17 protein-coding genes are annotated in these 19,668 nt (G+C 47.7%); 7 read left to right on the top strand and 10 right to left on the bottom strand.

Translation table 11 applies throughout. From position 1 onward, the window contains the following. Positions 1-107 precede the first annotated feature (107 nt). From FO446_RS05015 to FO446_RS04995, 5 genes are all read right to left on the bottom strand, one after another. Positions 108-1,544, bottom strand: a complete 1,437-nt coding sequence (locus FO446_RS05015) for a sensor histidine kinase (RefSeq protein WP_237900034.1) — start codon at positions 1,542-1,544, stop codon at positions 108-110. Next, a complete protein-coding gene (locus FO446_RS05010; protein ID WP_304502556.1) occupies positions 1,544-2,242 on the bottom strand; it encodes a response regulator transcription factor in 699 nt (232 codons plus the stop codon). Before FO446_RS05010 ends, FO446_RS05015 begins: the two co-directional genes overlap by 1 nt. A gap of 194 nt (positions 2,243-2,436) precedes the next feature. Continuing rightward, entirely contained in the window at positions 2,437-3,771 is a 1,335-nt protein-coding gene (gene brnQ / locus FO446_RS05005; RefSeq protein ID WP_237900033.1) for a branched-chain amino acid transport system II carrier protein, read from the bottom strand. A gap of 119 nt (positions 3,772-3,890) precedes the next feature. After that, a complete protein-coding gene (locus FO446_RS05000; RefSeq protein ID WP_237900032.1) occupies positions 3,891-4,820 on the bottom strand; it encodes a DNA-3-methyladenine glycosylase family protein in 930 nt (309 codons plus the stop codon). Between the two features lie 74 nt (positions 4,821-4,894). Further along, positions 4,895-5,815 carry a proline dehydrogenase family protein gene (locus tag FO446_RS04995; protein ID WP_173611303.1) on the bottom strand — a complete coding sequence of 307 codons (921 nt, stop codon included), beginning with the start codon at positions 5,813-5,815 and terminating at the stop codon, positions 4,895-4,897. A 201-nt stretch (positions 5,816-6,016) separates the two neighbouring features. On the opposite strand from FO446_RS04995, the gene FO446_RS04990 reads away from it, so the two are divergent. Genes FO446_RS04990 through FO446_RS04980 form a run of 3 tightly spaced genes read left to right on the top strand, consistent with a single transcriptional unit; the run spans position 6,017 to position 10,194 of the window. Beyond that, positions 6,017-7,750, top strand: a complete 1,734-nt coding sequence (locus FO446_RS04990; protein ID WP_237900031.1) for a sigma-54 interaction domain-containing protein — start codon at positions 6,017-6,019, stop codon at positions 7,748-7,750. Beyond that, a complete protein-coding gene (locus tag FO446_RS04985; RefSeq protein ID WP_237900030.1) occupies positions 7,741-8,880 on the top strand; it encodes a winged helix-turn-helix domain-containing protein in 1,140 nt (379 codons plus the stop codon). The genes FO446_RS04990 and FO446_RS04985 overlap by 10 nt, the downstream gene beginning before the upstream one ends. 57 nt (positions 8,881-8,937) lie before the next feature. Further along, positions 8,938-10,194, top strand: coding sequence for an MFS transporter (locus tag FO446_RS04980; RefSeq protein WP_232774407.1), 1,257 nt, complete (start codon positions 8,938-8,940; stop codon positions 10,192-10,194). Here FO446_RS04980 and FO446_RS04975 read toward each other — a convergent pair. Both FO446_RS04975 and FO446_RS04970 read right to left on the bottom strand, forming a co-directional pair. Then, the gene (locus FO446_RS04975) at positions 10,166-11,284 is read right to left on the bottom strand and encodes a PQQ-dependent sugar dehydrogenase (RefSeq protein WP_232774408.1); all 1,119 of its coding nucleotides are present in this window, start codon (positions 11,282-11,284) and stop codon (positions 10,166-10,168) included. The two genes, FO446_RS04980 and FO446_RS04975, sit on opposite strands and share 29 nt — an antisense overlap. A gap of 339 nt (positions 11,285-11,623) precedes the next feature. After that, positions 11,624-12,244 (bottom strand): PilZ domain-containing protein, encoded by a 621-nt coding sequence (locus FO446_RS04970; RefSeq protein WP_173611298.1) that lies wholly within the window; start codon positions 12,242-12,244, stop codon positions 11,624-11,626. A gap of 119 nt (positions 12,245-12,363) precedes the next feature. On the opposite strand from FO446_RS04970, the gene FO446_RS04965 reads away from it, so the two are divergent. After that, positions 12,364-12,537 carry a YlaF family protein gene (locus FO446_RS04965; protein ID WP_007722723.1) on the top strand — a complete coding sequence of 58 codons (174 nt, stop codon included), beginning with the start codon at positions 12,364-12,366 and terminating at the stop codon, positions 12,535-12,537. Positions 12,538-12,548: 11 nt separating this feature from the next. On the opposite strand, the gene FO446_RS04960 is transcribed toward FO446_RS04965, so the two are convergent. From FO446_RS04960 to FO446_RS04950, 3 genes are all read right to left on the bottom strand, one after another. Continuing rightward, positions 12,549-13,604, bottom strand: a complete 1,056-nt coding sequence (locus FO446_RS04960) for a tetraprenyl-beta-curcumene synthase family protein (RefSeq protein WP_221868787.1) — start codon at positions 13,602-13,604, stop codon at positions 12,549-12,551. A gap of 123 nt (positions 13,605-13,727) precedes the next feature. Then, a complete protein-coding gene (locus FO446_RS04955) occupies positions 13,728-14,666 on the bottom strand; it encodes a response regulator (protein WP_173611296.1) in 939 nt (312 codons plus the stop codon). 4 nt (positions 14,667-14,670) lie between these two features. Next, positions 14,671-15,954 carry a sensor histidine kinase gene (locus FO446_RS04950; protein WP_221868789.1) on the bottom strand — a complete coding sequence of 428 codons (1,284 nt, stop codon included), beginning with the start codon at positions 15,952-15,954 and terminating at the stop codon, positions 14,671-14,673. A 167-nt stretch (positions 15,955-16,121) separates the two neighbouring features. Here FO446_RS04950 and FO446_RS04945 point away from each other — a divergent pair, with 167 nt between their 5' ends. Genes FO446_RS04945 through FO446_RS04935 form a run of 3 tightly spaced genes read left to right on the top strand, consistent with a single transcriptional unit; the run spans position 16,122 to position 19,616 of the window. After that, on the top strand, positions 16,122-17,129 hold the full coding sequence (locus FO446_RS04945; protein WP_237900029.1) for a TAXI family TRAP transporter solute-binding subunit: 1,008 nt from the start codon (positions 16,122-16,124) through the stop codon (positions 17,127-17,129). A gap of 6 nt (positions 17,130-17,135) precedes the next feature. Continuing rightward, positions 17,136-17,669, top strand: a complete 534-nt coding sequence (locus FO446_RS04940) for a DUF1850 domain-containing protein (RefSeq protein ID WP_173611293.1) — start codon at positions 17,136-17,138, stop codon at positions 17,667-17,669. Then, on the top strand, positions 17,670-19,616 hold the full coding sequence (locus FO446_RS04935; RefSeq protein WP_237900028.1) for a TRAP transporter permease: 1,947 nt from the start codon (positions 17,670-17,672) through the stop codon (positions 19,614-19,616). Positions 19,617-19,668: the final 52 nt, after the last annotated feature.

Genomic DNA, 19,668 nt, shown 5'->3' with positions numbered 1-19,668 from the left:
GTAAAGATAACCATTCTATAAGGAAAGTAGGAAAAAACGATGATCAAAATATGAAAAAAGTATGACCATGATCATTTTGATCGGATTCATTTTGATCGGATCATACTTTAGTTCTCCGGCTTAATCCTTGGAAGCCATATCGTAAAAGTACTGCCCTTACCAGGCGTACTATCCACTCTGCATTTGCCATCATGCAGCTCTACCAGCTCTTTTACAATCGCGAGTCCAAGTCCTGTTCCCTTATTGTTCTTGGAACGTCCCCGATCCACTTTGAAAAAGCGTTCCCAGATGCGGTCCAGGTCATCTGCTGCAATTCCCATCCCTGTATCAATCACTTGAATCTGTACGTATTCTCCTTCCAACGAAGCACGCATGCAAATTTCACCTGTAGCCGTAAACTTGAGTGCATTCTTCACCAGATTTTTCAGAATTTGCGCAATCCTGTCTTTATCGGCATAAATTCGCGGAAGCTCGTCCTCTACCTCTACTCCCAAACGAAGCCCTTTTTCCTCTGCTTCTTGATGGAAGGAAAAAGCAACCCGATTCATGACATCTGCCACATCGACAGGGAACTTGACCAGATTTACTTCATTGTTCTCCAGCTTCATCAAGTCCATCAGGTCATCCACCAAGCGATTCACTTGCATCGTTTCGGTGTACATCACAGCGTAATACTTCTGTCGGGCCTCTTCTTCTTCTACCAAGCCATCCTGCAACGCCTCGAGAAAACCTTGGATCGCCGTGAGAGGCGTACGCAATTCATGGGAGACATTCGCCAAAAAATCATTGCGCACTTGCTCCAGATGATGACGCTCCTGCTCTACCTTCTCCAGCTTTTGTGCCATCGTATTGATCGTTTGCGCCAAATCGCTGATCTCGTCGGACGTATCGACCTGAACGCGCTCTGCATAATTCCCACGACCAATTTCTGCCGCTGTTCTCTCAATGGTTCGCAATGGCCGGGAGATTGACCATGACAAATACGAGACCATGATCGTAGATAGAAGCACCCCAAACAAGGTCGCCCACAGAATCGACTCGCGCATTTGCCCAAAGGTTTTCTCAATTCCTTCAATCGGCGCGTGCAAAATAATTCCGCCATAGACGTTTTCGCCCTCGCCCCACGGGACAGAGACCGACAACATCGGGTCATCCAGACCTTCGATTTGTAGTTCGGTTACCGCGCTTTTTCCCTTCAGCACGTTATCCGCGATAGAAACTGCCACGGACTTGCCCGTAAGCATCTCATCCTTCATCGAAGTGGCGACAATTTTTCCTTCTGTATCAAATAACCAGATGCGGGTATCAAATGACTCGTCCAGCATTGCCAGCTTGTCCAAGAGCCGTTTGTTGACTTCATTGCTGTTATGGATAGCGGCATTCACTTTTTTCGCCATTCGCAAAAGCTCTTCTTCTTTAGCGTTGTAAATATACTCTTTCGTAAAAAAGGAGAGAACGATCCCTGTAATCCCCAACCCTACCAAAACGGTCGCCAAAAAGCTGACCAGCAGTCTGCGGTAGATACTTTTCGACATGCCTAGCATCAGTTATCCACCCCAAACTTGTAGCCGATCCCCCAAACCGTTTGAATACATTCGTACGGGAGCTTATCTAAACGCTGTCTGATCTTTTTAATATGAACATCGATCGTTCGAACATCACCAAAATAATCAAAGCCCCACACTTGTTCCAGCAATTGCTCCCGCGACCATACACTTCCCGGCGACTTGACGAGTTGAACAAGCAAATCAAACTCCTTCGGGCGAAAGCTCACTTTTTCCCCGGCAACGATCACTTCCCGTTTATCCAGATCAATCGTCAATTGCTCAAAAACAAAGGTCCGAGCCACTGCCTCATCTTCTACTTTTGGCTTTGGCTGCAATCTGCGCATGATCGCGCGGATACGTGCGACGATTTCACGTGGACTAAACGGCTTCGTCACGTAATCATCCGCTCCGAGCTCCAAGCCGAGAACACGGTCAAACTCCTCATCCTTTGCCGTCAGCATAATAATCGGCGTATCCCACTTCTTGCGGATTTCCCTGCATGCTTCAAAGCCATCCAACTGCGGCATCATGACATCGAGAATGACCACATCCGGCTGTTCCTTTTCCATCATCTCAAGAGCTTCTCGTCCATCTGTTGCTGCGATGAGCTCGATTTGTTGTTTTTCAAAATAAAGGCGAATAATTTCGCGTACGTTTGGATCGTCATCGGCAACCAAGACTTTCATCGTGGACATAGCCAATAACCTCCCTTCTTTCAAAACGACATATAATGAAACATGCCGTTCAGACAATTTACGTTTTTCCATGGTAACATAGATCACCCGTGTTGTGGACGGATAGAAGTCCTATCCAGCTGGTAAAAGCAGGACAAAATGGTTTGCAACAATAAAAAAGCGAGTGGACCTAAAGCCCACCCGCTCTTCATTCATTACTTCGTTTCTCTTATAACCGGAACACTGCGTGTGAGGCTAGCCCACAACAACCCGAACAGTGCGCCCGCAAAGGCTGGCACCAGCCAACCAATTCCTACTTTGTACAGAGGCAATTGTTCCAAGAATGGTGTCAGCGAATCGATAGACAATCCAAGCTGGGAAGCTCCATCCAGCAAACTGATGACAGCCGTTGCCGTGATCGCGCCGACGTAAACGGCACGATGTCCTTTGAACATCCGATCACAAAACGTCAGCAGCATCAGCACGATCGCCAGCGGATAAATCGCCATCAAGACAGGCACAGAGAAGGTAATCAGCTGTGTCAAACCTACGTTTGCTACCGCAGCGCTGAACACACTCAGGATCACAGCCATTTTCTTGTAGGAGATGCCAGGAATACGACTCGAGAAAAATTGACTGCACGCTGTGACGAGCCCGACAGAAGTGGTGAGGCAAGCAAGCGTAACAGCTGCTCCCAACAAAAGCGAGCCTAACGGACCGAACAATTGATGCACGACCCCTGTCAAAATTTGTCCACCATTTTCCGATTTCGCAAACGATACACTCGTCGCTCCCAAATAGCTGAGAGCAAGATAGACAAGTCCAAGTCCGGTAGCTGCGAGAATTCCTGCTTTAATCGTAGACCACATCACTTTTTTGCGATCGATGATTCCTCTTTCCTGAACAGCCGTTGTTACTACCAGACCAAATACCATTGCAGCTAATGCATCCAGCGTCAGATAGCCCTCGATAAAGCCTTTGAAGAATGCTGTATCCTGATAGGCTCCTATTGGTTGTGCCACCTCACCCATTGGAGAAATGAGTGATTTGACATACATCAGGCCAATGATGATCAAAAGTGCAGGTGTCAAGATTTTACCGATTCGATCCACAAGCTTGCTCGGGTTCAGACTCAACCAGAAGGTGATGGCAAAATAGACGATTGTGGTCACAAAAAGCGGTACCCAACTGTCTTTCATAGATTCAGGCAAAAACGGCAATACGCCCATTTCAAAGGTTACTGTACCTGTCCGCGGAATGGCCATGAATGGACCAATCGACAGATAAACAATAAACGTGAACACGACTGCAAACATCGGATGGACTCTTGACGCCATCGTTTGCAAGTTACCGCCAGCCAATCCTACTGCAATGATTCCAAGTAAAGGCAGACCTACACCAGTAATCAAAAAGCCGGCCATCGCGATCCAAACATTATCTCCTGCAGCTTGTCCTAGAGCTGGCGGAAAAATCATGTTCCCTGCTCCAAAGAATAGGGCAAACAGCATCAAACCAATTGTAATTGTTTCTTTCGTGGAAAGTTCTTTCATATGAATCCTCTCAATATTATTTAATAAAATAAAATTTTCATCAGTATAACTTAAAATTAACTTACTATTCAACCTTTAATTTTTTAAAATTATTGAACTTTTGTTAAAAATGAAAGTTTTTACAGGTCAAATACCTCTTTTCTCTTGATCGCCCCCACTGCTTCCCATACGTACAGACAATAGATACTGCGCCATGGAGCCCACTTTTCCCCCAGCTTGCGAATGTCGTTTTCATTTGGCTTCGTTTTCATCCCATAAAGGTGAACAATTCCATTTCGCAAACCGATGTCAGCAGCAGGCAACAAGTCTGGACGCCCCATCCCAAACATGAGTAGACACTCTACTGTCCATCGTCCAATTCCTCGCAGCGAAGTGAGATAAGTAATGATTTCCTCATCCTCCATTGTCCATAGTCTTTCCAAATCTACCGTTTCATTCACAATGGCGCGGGCGAAATCGATGATATACTCTGCTTTTCGCTGACTAAATTGCAGAGAACGCAAATCCTCCACAGTCAATCTCGCTACCGCGTCAGGCGTCGGAAAAGCGATGATGCCTTCGCCGTTTGAGTTTTCTACTGGGTCGCCTGCTCGTGTAACAAGCCTCTCGCTCAAATTGGCTGCAAAGATCAGATTGATCTGCTGCCCGATGATCGTCTTGACCATACATTGAAACAAATCGGCATCCAGCATAAGACGAAGACCGCGAAACCGTTCAGTCAAGATGGCGAGCTCCTTTTCTTCCCTCATCTGCTCGTAAATAACAGATAGATCCAAATCGGCACTAAAAGTACGGCGGATCATTTTTTCTAGCAGCTGCTGGTCTGTTTTGGGCAAAATCACCTGTGTCTCGTAGCGTAGTGCAGGCTCTTCCAAGCTGCCTATAAATTGCATACTGACTAGCACAGGCCGTAAGCCGATACGATAGACGCGCTGTAGGCTATTTTTTTCTTTATTCACACGTAACTGCGTATCTGGATGTGTCTCAAGACGCCGAAGCAGCCGGTCAAAAGAATATGGAGGAGTAAGCGAAATAATCGAACAATTCACAAGACTCTCACCTTTCCAGATAAAATAAAAACCTCCGGAGAATCTCCGAAGGTGTCAAGTATACTTCGCAAAACTTATTTCGTAAACATCCCTTTGAGAACAAATTTTACGTTTGCCGGACTTTCTGCCAAACGGCGCATGAAATAACCGTACCAGTCGTTTCCATAAGGTACATAAACACGCATTTTATAGCCTTCACGAGCCAAATCAATTTGGGACTGCGTGCGAATACCATACAACATTTGGAATTCAAACTGTGTACGCGGGATATTGTGTTCCTTTTCCAGCTTTTTCACAAAATCAATAATGTTGTCATCATGAGTTGCCACAGCAGCGTACCCGCCGTTCAACAGATGCTGCTTGATGATTTTTTTGTAGTTCTCATCTACATCTGGCTTGTTTGGGTAAGCGACTTCAGGAGACTCCTTGTAAGCTCCTTTTACGAGGCGGAAATTCACTTTTTTGTCCTTCAGGCTATCGATATCATCCGATGCTTTGTAGAGATACGCCTGAATAACGGTTCCTACGTTGTTGTACTCTTGCAGCAATTCATTCAGAATCTCCATGGTCACATGATTGTGTGCGTAGTCCTCCATGTCGATACGAACGAAAATGTTTCCGTTTTTCTTGGCCGAATCCAAAATGCGTCTCATGTTGTCCATGCAAAGCTCGCGGCTAATATCCAGACCGAGAGAAGTCATTTTCAACGAAAGATTGCAATCGACACCGGATTGGTGGATCGCTTCCAGCGTTTTGATGCAATAGTCAGCAGACTCGTTTGCTTCCTCCACGCTAAACACGAATTCGCCCAGATGATCCAGTGTGCACACGAGACCTTGCTGGTTCAGCTTGCGTACAGCATTGATTGCCTCCGCAATGGTTTGACCAGATACAAAGCGGCTCGCTCCAAAGCGCAGACCCCACTTTTTCGCGGCAGAGTTTAAGGTTTTGTTTTTGGATAAAAATAGAAAGAAATCCTTCATAGCTTGTTCCATCGTTGACTGTCTCCTCCTCAACGTACTCTGTCCACTTCTATTAGCATGAATCGTGCCAACTTATTCTCGTAAGCGCTATCGTGATGTCTATCCGACATATTCAACACATATGTACATTACGTGTTTATTCTTGTACACTTTTGATTAGATGTACAACAGGGACGATCCCTTTTCCTGTTAGTTTGGATAAGAGGTGACGATTTGAAACCGTTATTTTCGCTGGACAGTACGCTCTCTTCGTTTGCGATTCCGATTCCACCTGATATTGTCAAAATACGCACAGGTGAAACTGTAGGTGAATGGGTAGATAAAGAACGAAGAGGCAAAGTCGTTATCGTCTCTCCTACAACCACGCTCGAACAATCCATCAGCTACATTCTCGTTGGCCCAGGCGTTTCCGATCTGCCGACACTCGTCATCGTGGATGAACAAGGGACTCCGACGGGAATGGTCGAGCCATACCAGCTCATGACTGCCTTTGTCGTGTTGACCCAAAACCAGTCTGCCCTGCTCAGTACCTTGATGGATACGATGAGTGAGGCTGTCACCATCGTGGACTCCCGCAATGTCGTCCAACACTGGAATCGGGCAGCAGAAACGATTTATGAAATCGATCGCGAACAAGTCGTCGGAACTTCGCTCGATGAGCACTTCGCCAGTGAATCGATCCGCCTGCTCGATGCACTGCGTCAAGGGACATCTGTTCAACGTGTCTATCACATTCCTCGTCCAGACAGTCATGTACTCATTAATGCGGCACCGATTCGCCGTGAGGGTGAGATTATCGGCGCGATTTCCATCGAACAGGATATTACCGAGCTGGTTCGTCTCAATGAAGAATTAGCGCATACGACGGCCCATCTCCACAATTTGCAGCAAGAGATGAGTCGGTTTCAGGCAGCAGACGATCCTTTTTACGCGATCAAGGGGCATTCGGCCTCGATCCAATCCGCTATTGGTTCCGCAAAAAAAGTGGCGCAGACAGATGCCACTGTGCTGATTTATGGAGAAAGCGGCGTCGGAAAAGAGCTGTTTGCCAAAGCGATTCATCAGGCAAGTCGCCGACATGACAAGCCCTTTATTGCGATCAACTGCGGTGCCATTCCTGCTGCTCTGTTCGAAAGTGAGCTGTTTGGTTATCAGGGTGGTGCTTTTACCGGAGCCGAGAAAAAGGGCAAGCCTGGCAAGCTGGAGCTGGCGCATGGCGGTACGCTTTTCCTCGATGAAATAGGAGAACTGCCGCTAGAATTGCAGGTCAAGCTGCTACGTGCCTTACAGGAACGCCAGTTTTACCGTGTAGGCGGAACAGAGCCGATCACCGTCAATACACGGATCGTAGCGGCGACAAACAGACAGCTGGAGCAAATGGTTGCAGACGGTCGTTTTCGTGAGGACTTGTATTATCGGCTGAACGTCTTTTCTCTGGAGATCCCTCCACTGCGCGAACGACGTGAGGATTTGCCAGAGCTCGTACAAATTTTCATTCATGAGTATTCGGTGGCCCATGACCACTCTGTACCACGCATCTCCCCCGAAGTCATGCAGGCGTTGTTCGAGTACAGTTGGCCGGGAAACATCCGACAGCTTCGCAACGTCATTGAACGTCTGTCGATCCTGCAAGAAAACGGTGTTATCTTGCCCGAGCATCTGCCGTCTGTCATTCGCAGTCACGCAGAACCCGCACACGTCTCTATGCTGACTCCGATGGGGGGAACGTATACACAGCCGACCCCGACCCCGACGTCAATCATACGTTCATCAATTCCATCAAACCCTCCTCCACCTGCGAACGAGAAAGAGCGCATTCTGGCAGCGTTGGAGCGTACGTACGGGAACAAAAAAGCAGCAGCTGAGCTGCTCGGCGTATCTCGTGGCACCCTTTACAATAAAATGAAGAAGTTCAATATTAACGAGGAGTCTTTCAAATGGGATTGATAACATGGTCAGATCATACGTATCAAATCCATTATGCTGGGGAAACGATTGTCCTTTTGCCGAAGGAGTACGCCTTGTTTCAATTTCTGTACACATGGAAAAACCGGGCCTTTTCAAGAAGTGTTTTGCTAGATCGCGTTTGGCCGTTGGAAGAGCCTACTGACCGTACTGTCGACGATCACATTTATCGCTTGCGAAAAAAACTGCAAAAGTGGTCTCATCTGCTCAAGATTGATACGGTCCGAGGAGTCGGCTACCGGCTTACGCTAAAAGAGCAGCAATCGCCTAGTCCATCCGCATTACACAGTGATTTCTCCGAGAACATCCAGAAGATGCTAACCACCTACCACGGCATGGGTATGGGGGCCGCTTTGCAGACGCTCTATGCGAATCAGCAAGTGCTTGGCTTCCAGATGGACTCTTTTTATGCTACCTATTTGCGGTTTGTTGCCGGTGACTTCGGCTGGTTCGTCGAGGATAACACTCCCATTTTCAAAAAGCTGTTTTATTTGTTCCATCTATACCATATGACAGAAATTGACTCGCAAAAAACAGTAGAAATTTTACAATGGGCTCTGAAAAACGCGAAAAGTATGCCTGAAAATTATCAGGATGAGATGCAGATCACCGCAATCAGTGTCTACGCCCAGGCCAAAGAATGGGAGCGAGCCAAAAAACAGCTGCTTCCTGCCAGGGAGGTTGTTGCGCGAGTCAATTCACCTGGCTTTCAACTCTTTTTTCAAGCGGAAGAAGCCCTCTTGTATCTGCTCATGGGAGAGGTTGACGAAGCTGAGAAAGTTATTCAACGTTCTGAAAAGATCTTGCAAGAACTCCCTATGCAGCGTGAACTCGGCAGCTTTACCATTGCGCGCGGCCTTTGTCTGTACCATCGACAGGAGCTTGCCAAGGCGCGCCGCTTGGTCGATGAAGGTCTGGAGGTGTTACGGAGCACCAAGTTCGTCCCCCATCTCATTTATGGCGCACAAAAGATCTTGTTGTTCTTGAAAGACTTCGGCTACGACGCAGAATGGGAGCGTAAATACCAAAAAATCTGGATGGAATTATCCGAAGAGTATCGGTTTGACTACTTGCAGAAAAAGATTCGGGCCATCATCTCATCAACTATCTGATATTCCTCTGACAAATCCCTTTTATCATCGAGTTAACAGATCGATGGAGGGATTTTTTTGTTAAAAGAAAATAGAACGTTTCGCACCCTGTTCATCTCGTACGGACTGTCTACGCTTGGCGATTGGTTTGATTTTATTGCGGTATCCATCCTCTTGGGGTTTGTGTGGAAGGTTGATCCGATGACGATGGCCCTCCTGCCCGTTGCCTATGCAGCTCCAAGCATTTTGCTCGGGCAGTTTGCCGGAGTACTTGCAGACCGCGTGAACAAGGTACGAATGATCATGACCATGAATATCATGCAGGCTGCTCTCACTCTGCTCCTGCTTGCCATGCCGAATCCATTTTGGTTCTTGGTGGTCATTGCCTTGCGTTCAGGTGCTTCTGTCTTCAATGATCCGGCGCAACAGACCTTGACACGTCAAATCGTACCCGAGAATCAATTGTTACAGGCCTCTGCTTTGAATGGAGCCGTATTCCAGATGGGGAAATTAATCGGTCCACTTGCCGGAGGATTGGTAGCGGCGATTTTTGCCCCCGCCATTTGTTTGATGATTAATGCTTCGACCTTCCTTCTCTCTACTGGATTTCTATTCACGATTCGCAAAGTGGAGAATACGTTGTCTCGTACATCCGCAGAAGAGCAACCTCTCCCTTACCGTCAAGCATGGCAAGAGGGCTGGCGCATCTTTTTGAAAAACCGTATCCTGTTGTTCAGCACGATCTTCGCAACCATTACCTCGTTGGCGATTCAGTTGGCGGATACACAGCTTCCCGTGATTTTCCGCGAAAAGCTGCCCGACAATCCGGAAATGCTCGGGGTTACGGTCAGTGTCATTGGATTAGGGGCACTTGTGACCGTCACCTGGCTCCATCGTCTAAAAGAGATTCGTTCTTACGGGTGGGTGCTGGGCGGTGGCGTTTTGCTCATCGGAATTAGCTTTTCGTGGATTGGATTTTTCCAGCCGGCTGATGGCATGTATTGGCTTCTGATTCCCGCTATATTGGCTGGAGTCGGAACAGGTCTGACTTCGGTCGGCGCCAATTATTTGGTACAAAAAGAAAGCCCTCCGCAAGCACTGGGCCGCGTAAGGGGAATTATCGATTCAATGACTAGCGCCACTTTCATTATTGCTCCGTTGCTCGGTGGCGTCATCATGACCATTTGGGGTCCAAATACCGCTTTTCTATGGGTCGGAATGTTAATCGCTTTGATTGGCGGAGCCGCTGTCCTCCTACAACGATGGATTTGGGGGAATCGAACAAAAGACGTGGCTATTGCTACCGCTACGATTGGATCGGAACGAGTCGGATAATTTTATCGTCCCCTTCCCTCGGATTTCCGCGACCATCGCGGTTGTTGGTCAACAAGTAGAGTGTGCCGTCTTTTCCTTCGACCACATCGCGCAGTCGCCCGAACTCGTCTTGGAACAGAGTAACAGCCTCCAACACCGTATCTGGTTGAGTAACGTCTAAGCTAATTTTCTGAAGCTGCTTACCCCTGAGGTTCGCTACGAGCAGTTGTCCTTTCCACAGCCCTTTGGATACAAACGTCATGCCAGAAGGAGCCCATGTCGCATCACCGCTTTGCAGGAGGGGGGATTTCATCCCCTCTTTTTGCTGTTCACCTGAAATGACCGGCCAGCCGTAATTGGCGCCCGGCTCGATCCGATTGATCTCATCGTGTGCAGTCTGGCCGTGTTCCGAGCTATAGAGTATCGCTGTATCCGGATACCATGCGATGCCTTGCGGATTGCGATGTCCATAACTGTAAACAGGTGAGCCTGAAAAAGGATTGTCGGCAGGAATGGTTCCATCCAGATTGACGCGCAAAATTTTTCCGGCGAGACTTGCCCGATCTTGCGCAAGCATCGGCTCATGCGCATCGCCTGTCGTGATATAGAGGCGCTGATCCGGACCGATTTTGATCCGACCTCCGTTGTGGATCGAGCTTCCCGGGATTTTGTCGAGGAGCACCTTGTCAATCTGTGCTGCGTTGTTTGCTTCCCGCAGTCGCAGGACACGATTGAAAGTGGCGTCTCCCTCTCTGTATGTATGGTAAACGTACAAGTAGTGATTATTCGCAAAATCGGGATCAAGCACAAGGCCCAACAGCCCACCTTCTCCCTCGCTTATGAACGGGGCAGGGAATGAGATGAGTGGCTTTGGCAGTAGCTTGCCTGATTGAATTACTCGCACTCTTCCTGGTCGCTCTGTAAAAAAGATTCGACCATCCGAGGCTATGTCTATGGCCCAAGGCACATCCAAGTGATCAGCCAATACCTCCATCCGATAGGGAAGAGTCTGTTGAGCTGGCTGCGATTCTGTTGCAGGATTCGCTTCGCAAGCCACAACCGGCATACTCAAGATCAAGGTAAGCACACACACCATCCATTTTTTCCACATCTCACGTTTTCCTCCCTGCGCGATTTGTCCAATAAGAATCAGGAAGCATGCTAGAAAAAGTTTCGCTAGTGCACGCTTATGCTCCTTTTTCACTGCGTAAAAAATCGGTTTGGATGCCCTCCAGCAGTTGCCGAAGCTGAGGCGGATGTCCAGCTTTTAGAGCTTTTGCTTCATTCGTCATGAAGTCTATTTAGTTTTTTTGCCATTTCATCCTCTTTTATGCCTTTTCAAATGGTTGACTGAAGCCGCTTCTTCCCTCCCCTCCAGCCCCTCCAATCTCACTAGCCAAAAAAGACAAAAAAAAAAATTGGTCCCCATTGAACCAATTCACAAAAATACCTACTCAATATTCACTCGTCTTCGTTCCTCGATTTGTCGATGCAAAATGTACTTGCGCAAATTGTGAAAATGACGTGCATTGATTCCTTTGATCGTACAGCCATAAAAATAGTTCGGACCCTCTATTCGTTCATGTATGATAACCAGGTCAGTTTTCACTACCCCATCCGGGCGATTGCGACCATACAATTCAAAAGAAAAGACAATTTGCTGATCCGCAGGCATCTGTTTGTCTGAGCGGAATGCCAAGCCTCCCAGGCTCAAATTCACCAAGTACACCATTTGACTATAGACGGAAAAAAATGAGTCTGGCTCCTGCGTCGGATACTGGATCCAGCCCTTAACCTCCATGTCGAAACGGGGATAGCGCCTGCGCTGTTCCCGAAACTCAGCAGCTGTTGGAGAGTGGAACAAAAACAAGCGATTTTTGTCTTTAGCCACGACCACGGCTTCAAACGTACTGATCGTTTCATAGTCAGCCGTCAATAGACAAGGGATCTGATCCCCTACTGTGACTTCCAATGGGCCGGGAAATACGGCTTCGATCAAGTCCCCTTCTTCATAGGTAACATGACCTTCTATCACTCGATTCCCTTTTCTAATTTGTATTATGCTTTCCATCTGCGTTCTCCACCACTTCGCACAAATATATTACCGGGATTTCCGAAATCTTTACCTGGATGCTTTTCGCGGAAAATAAGGTATAATGGGAACATTGACAGATAGGAGGTTACAGACCGATGAATCGTTATCAATTGGTAACACTGGCTTTGGCATTTTTGGTAACCGCCTGTCTCATCGGAGTTGGCATTGCCATTGGGGAAAAAAGCCCCCTCGGTATCCTTGGCTGTATCGTTGTTGCCTTCTCGTTGATGGGATTTGGCTTTTCGTACAAGCGCAAGCATATGCGCTAACCTCTTCTCCGTTATCGCCGTACAAGCAAACTATTCACATAAAACAGGACAGAGGGCAAGCCCTTAGCCTGCTTCAGTAGTTGTCTAGCGATAGTATAAATGTGTGGCTGGCTCCGATTTACCTTGCGATCCGCGAGATAAAACGCGACTAGCCCGTCCACGATCATACGGTGAAATGCAGGATTTGGCAAGCGTTTAACGCTTGCCTTTGCTTGTTTTATGAAAAGCTTCAAGCGTTCAGTCGCTATCCGTTCCGAATCGTAATAGCTCACGAAGTTTAAATCTCCACCCATTTTATCTTCTTCCAGGTCAATTAAATAGTCCAATAAAATATGTAACCCGCACAGCCACGGAAAGTAAGCTTCACTTACCGTTTGTATTTGCTCTTCCCCTACATCTGGATCAGTCGCCAAGCAAAAAAGAGCGAATATCCCGATGGTCGAGCCTGTGACAGCCGCAAATTCTTGCCAGTGCAAATCGTGATAGCGTTCTTTATACTGATCCCACCACGTCAACAAGTGATCCTCGCGCAAATGGGGAGCAATGTGCTTATATACTTGCAAATCGCTATACAAACAAGAAAACTCGAGTATCTTCGCCTGGACTTTTTCATAGGCTGGCAATTGTGCAACATGCTGTTGACAGGTCTGAACCAGCCCGGCCAAAAAGCCGCCGTCATCCTTATCCTCGCGGTACAAATAATAGTCTCGCAAGGGTGCGTCTGGTGTCAGTGCATCCTGCATCGACACGTGAAGCTGACGGAAGTCTTGCGGGTCTAGTGACGTGCTGCGATCACACAGATTATCCAAGTAGTCGCTGATTGTTTGATAGGCGACAATCAGCGGAACAATTGTCTCTACATGCGGGATGACTTGTGCTGCATAAACACATCCCCCTTGGCAGTGAAACTTTTTGGAGTTCATGCTGTCTTGTGCCTGTTTTCTCAGCTCGGGATTGGGAATCGCCTGTGCTCTTTTGTACCAGGCCGCAAACTCCCGCTCCAGAACAGGTTGCACATGACGATAGACTCGGTATAGTAGCTGCCATGGATTACGTAGTTCGCTCACTTATTTCCCTCCCAAAACAAATGGTAAACGAAAGACATTCCGAAGCTTTTACCAGCTTACATCGAAGCCTTCGCTCATGACCAATAGAAATATCTTATCACATTTGGATGCCCACTCCAAAAGTCAGCCCTGAAATACACCAATTCGCCTTTTTGACTCCATATAGAGTACGAAAATAAACTTTTTAGTATTGATACGAGTAGAAGAGATCGTCATTTCCTTCTGCTTCTCCAGCTCCAGCATGCGTTTTCGCACCTCGGTAAAATCAAAGAATGTGGTCGCGTAGCTCTCAAATTTGGGATTGCTGTAATCGGTCAGCCCGAGGGAAGCCAGATGGGTTAATGCCTGATAAATGGCTCTGCGAACCCGCTGCTCAGCGGCCTTCGTTTCCTTTTGGATCAGGACATTCACTCCCTTCCCCAGCTTGCGGGCAGCAATCGCCCAAAAAATATCGCGTAAAGGAGGAAGATTTACTTCTCCATCCCTTTCCTTCTCCCAGCGATACAGCCACTCCATCATGTCGAGCAAATCTTTGCTGCCTTTTTCGCTAATCATTCCCAATTCAGTCAAGAGAAACCGTGCGGAAGACAAGATGCCTTTTTCCGGAAACGATGCTTCTTTTGAGGGAGCTGCCGTCACATTCATACTGCCGGACAAAACGGAAAGCGACCGCTGAATACCCTCGATGGATTGTTGGAGCAATATGCGTTCCCGTACCTTTTGCAGGACACTGATGACCTCCAGGCGATTCACCGGTTTGGTCACGTAGTATTCGACCCCTGCCGCATACGCCTCAGCGATCATCTCCTTCGTTTCGATTTGCGAGATCATGACAATTTTGCCTGTAAAACGCCTCAGTTGGCGCACCGTTTCAATGCCATCTCGATTCGGCATCAAAAGATCAATCAACAAGATGTCTACTTGCTTCCAATTCAAAAAATCGTGGTCTATCTGTGAGCCGTCCTCAGCTTCCCCACATACCTCTCCCAAATCAGCATCCTCAATCATTTGACCGAGCATGAATCGAATCCCAGGATCATCGTCCACGATGAAGTAGCGCATGAGGTCACCCTTTCTGAATCAGACTTGCGATTGGCAGGCGAATGCAAAATTGTGTCGTTTGTCCGTAAGAGTCCTCGGATAAATCAATCATTCCTTGAAGGCTGTCTGTCACTTCCTTTACGTATGAAAGTCCGATCCCCGTGGATGGTCTGCCTGATACGTCGTATTTGGTCGTGAATCCAGGCATGAACAAGAGCTCCTTGTCCTTCACCACAATGCCTGGCCCATCATCGGTTACACGAAAATGAATCCACTCCCGACTCTCGTCAATCGTAGCCACGATCGATACCATCCCCCGGTCACGAATGGCTTCGACACTGTTGCCGACCAGATTGTTGATGAGTGAGAGTGTCGTGTAAATGTGGCAAGCGAGATACGGCACCTCCAGATTTGTTTCAAACTGAATGTCCTTTTCCAACATTCTTGCGTACTTTCGTTGCCCCTGAACAATGATCCCTATCAATTCGCCAAGTGGCATGTAGTCTCGATCATTCTCGTCAGAAATCAGCTTGGAGAGGCCTGCATATATCCGTTGATTGTCCTTTTTCACTTCATGTACTTGTCCGGCAAGGGACAGCAACCGCTTTGCGTATCGTTTACCCATCCCATTCTTTTGTTCAACCTCGTTCATTTCGCGATACAGCTCATAGCAGTTGCGCGTGATTTCCTCAACCTGATGCAATGTCTTTTTTAGAAGAACAGATTCCTCGTACAAATTGGAAATGAGTATCAACATCTGCTCATTTCGATTACGCTGTTGCTTTTCCATCCATTTCGCCTGACGCAGCTGAATTATATTGAAAAAACCAAGTACAAAAAAACTGCGTATCAACGCAATGACGGCAATCGGTCCTACGACCTCCAACTGAAAGACTCCCTCCCAGGACACTGCACGGAAGGACAGCTCTACCAGATTCGCTGCTATTTCTGCGACTGTCCCCAACAGTCCCACCCAAAGCGGTCGATGATGTAGCATATTAACGCGAAAGAGCGAGAATAGACAAGCAAAGGTAGCATAATAGCAAAATGCGGGGAAGTGCATCTGAAGAGAAGGCAGAAACGCAAAGACATCTCCATACACAAAATCCAAGACTATTCGAAATAGAACAACAATTAATCCCGTTACTATCCCTGCTAAAAAAGAAGGACGCAGCCACAATAAAAAAAAGAAAAAAGCCGTTGTACCAAAACTGATGCGGAAATCATCTTGAAACGGGTGAAATTTGAGCTCTCCGGCAATCGGGACAGCAATGAGCATAAGCAGCAGGATTGAAATGGTTTCTCTCATAAAATGTTGCCCGCACTTCCTCATAAGAAGTTGTTCAAAAAATTCGTCAACGTTTATTTCCTAGTTTACTATATTTTTCTATAGATTTTTGTAGTTTTTTATAGACCTCCCCTTACAATGCCGTAGAAAGCCATATAAACAGAACATTTAGACTAGGGGGAATTATCTTGAATAAGCGTCATTTTCTTCTCTCGCTCACACTGCTTCTGTCCATGTCGCTCATGACAGCATGTGGAGGTGGCGGGAACTCTGCACAAGGAGGTGCAGGTGGAGGCAGCTCCAACTCAGGAGGAAGCGCCGATCCCTCCCAATTAATTATTGCAACAGGCGGTACAGGAGGCACTTATTTCCCACTCGGCGGCGGCATGGCTGACCATATTACGAAAAACGCTGGGATTACTGCTACAGCACAAGCCACAGGCGCTTCAGCAGAAAACATTCGCCTCCTTCGCGATAAAAAGGCGGACATCGCCTTTACACAAAACGACATTGCCGAGTATGCGTCAAAAGGAACGAACATGTTCCAGCAAGACGGTAAAATTGATTCCTTCCAGGCATTGGGCGCTCTCTACGATGAGACCATCCAAATCGTGGTCTCTGCTGACAGCAATATTAAAAGTGTTGCCGATTTGAAAGATAAGCGCGTATCTGTTGGAGCTCCCGGAAGCGGTACGGAAGTGAACGCCCAGCAAATTTTGGAAGCATACGGGATGACCTTTGAAGATACCAAGCTCCAGCGCCTCTCCTTTGCTGACTCCGCCAAAGCCATTCAGGACGGACAATTAGATGCTGCCTTCCAAACCGCTGGTACGCCTACCGCAGCAATCACGGAGCTGGCAGCGACAACTGGTGTTAAAATCATTCCAATAGACGCGGACAAAATCGATGCAATCATCGCCAAATACCCTTACTACGTGAAAACAACCGTGCCTGCCAATACGTATCAAACCGTTCCAGAAGAAGTGACAACTGTCTCCGTCAAATCGATGCTTTTGATTCGCTCCGATCTCAGTAACGACCTCGTGTACAAAGTAACAAAGGCAATCTTTGAGAACAGCGACAAGCTCGGTCACGCCAAAGCCAAGGAAATCAAGCTGGAGAACGTGAAGAACGGCGTCAGCATCCCTGTTCACCCGGGTGCCCAAAAGTACTTCGACGAAAAAGGCGTGAAGTAAAGCCAGATGGTTTTTATCCAGGCAGTAACAAAGGGAAGAGGGCGGACGTTGTTCCGCCTTTTCTCCTTCCTACTTCTCGTCCTTGTCATTTATGTAGGCATCTCCACTCCGCTGTTTCCCGCTTTGGTTATTCGGGATACACAGTCAAATCAAGTAGTTTGGAGTGCCAACATACAGGATGAAGCAGTCTTTGGCATCCGCTGGACTCATTCCATTCATCGCTCCACAATTGAGGAGCAATACCGGATTGTAGACAATCAAATTATTTTGTCAGAGATGAGCTTTCACGACTACGGTATCGGCATGGAAAATGAATTGGCTCCTGGCGAGGAGCTGGTTCTGGCCGATGGACGATTCCACATTCGCAATATGCAGCGTTCTTTTCCTGCCCTACGGCTATTTATCGGGCAAGTACGGGCTAATCATACGTTGCTTTTCGCTGGACAGGATATTCCGTTGAGTTTGATCGACAAGCCGGGAGAAGCCATCACGATTCAGGCAGAAAAGCGATCCATTTTGAGCGAGTTAGGAGGTTACTAGATGAGTACAGCATCGAATATGAACCAGCAAGAGATGGATAAGCTGATCGCGCAATACGACAAAGAATCAGCCACACGCCAGCTCGCGGGTCCCATGAAGTGGATCTCTTTTGGTCTACTTGTCCTCTTCTCCCTGTACCAGTTATCCAGCACACTTTTCTTTACATTGCCTCCCCAGATTCACCGCCCGATCCACTTGGCTTTCGGGCTAGCACTTGTCTATCTGTTATATGCGGGGACATCCAAAGGGAACAATCACAAAATCGGAATCGTGAACATGATTCTCGCCCTGCTTGGAGTCTTCGTATCATTGTATTGGGTCATTGACTACGAAGGACTCGTGACCCGAACAGGCAACTATACAACATTGGATATGGTGGTCGGCGGTATTGCTGTCGTGCTTGTCCTTGAGGCTGCACGACGAGTCGTCGGAATTCCAATCGCTCTCATCGCCACTATTTTTCTTTTATACACCTACCTCGGACCTTATATGCCCGGCTTTTTGGAGCATCGCGGCAATGATGTCGAGCGGATTATCGGACACAGCTACTACACACTAGAGGGGATTCTTGGTACGCCACTCGCCGTTTCCTCTACCTTTATCTTTTTGTTTGTACTGTTTGGTGCGTTTCTCGAAAAAACAGGCGTCGGTGAGTATTTTAACGATTTGTCACTAGTCATTGCAGGCAGACGAATCGGCGGTCCTGCGAAGGTAGCCGTTTTTTCCAGCGCCCTGCAAGGGACGATTAGCGGCAGCTCTGTGGCCAATGTCGTTACCTCCGGCGCCTTTACCATCCCGATGATGAAGCGGCTCGGCTATCGCTCCGAATTTGCCGCGGCGGTGGAAGCCTCATCCTCTACCGGGGGACAAATCATGCCTCCGGTAATGGGAGCTGCTGCCTTTTTGATGGCGGAGTTCATCGGCGTTCCTTACTTGGAGATCGCCAAATCAGCAATCCTTCCAGCGATATTATTTTTCGTAGGAATCTGGATTATGACACACTTTGAAGCGAAGCGACTCGGATTGCGCGGACTCTCGAAGGAAGAACTGCCGAACAAAAAAGAAGTTTTGAAAAAAATGTACTTGCTCCTCCCCATCGTGATCATTATTACAGCCTTGATGATGAACATCTCCGCCGAGCGGGCAGCGATTATCGGTATCGTCTCTACGATTGTCGTAGGAGCCTTCCGAAAAGAAACCCGCATGTCTATTGCTGATATTTTTGCAGCGCTTGCCTCTGGTGCCAGAATGGCTCTCGGCGTCGTCGCTGCAACTGCGTGTGCCGGAATCATTGTCGGTACGATTACGTTGACAGGGATTGGGTTGAAGCTGGCAAATGGTCTGATTGATCTGGCTGGCGGCCAGCTTTTGCTTACGTTGTTCTTTACTATGATCGCATCGCTTATTTTGGGAATGGGAACGCCAACAACGGCGAACTACATTATCACTTCGACCATCGCGGCTCCAGCGCTCATTCAATTGGGCGTTCCTGCTATCGCGGCTCACATGTTTACCTTCTACTTCGGAATTGTCGCAGACATCACGCCACCAGTTGCGCTTGCTGCCTTCGCTGCTTCAGGCATTGCCAAGTCAAAGCCAATCCAGACAGGCGTAGAATCAACGCGGCTATCGATCGCCGCTTTTATGGCTCCCTATATTTTCGTCATCTCGCCAGCCTTGCTGCTGATTAATACCACCTTGCTGGAATCAATCTGGGTCATGCTGACATCTATACTTGGGATGATCGGAGTAGGCGCAGGATTGATCGGATACTGGATGTCCAAGCTAAACGTATTGGAGCGAATCCTGGCCATTGCTGGTGGCGTGCTCGCGGTCATCCCCGGAATTGAAACGGATATCGCCGGCTTTATTTTGATCACACTCGTATTTGCCCTGTCGTATTACAAAGCCCGGAAGCAAAAGCACTCTGTACAAACGACACTGTAAGAAACAAACAAAAAACCCTCCCAAGCGTTCGTTTCCTGTTGTCAGGAAGCTT

Origin of the sequence: Brevibacillus brevis, assembly GCF_022026395.1 — a bacterium.
Lineage (GTDB): Bacteria > Bacillota > Bacilli > Brevibacillales > Brevibacillaceae > Brevibacillus.
The sequence above is the reverse complement of the archived record's forward strand: the minus strand, read 5'-3'. Positions and strand labels throughout refer to the sequence as shown.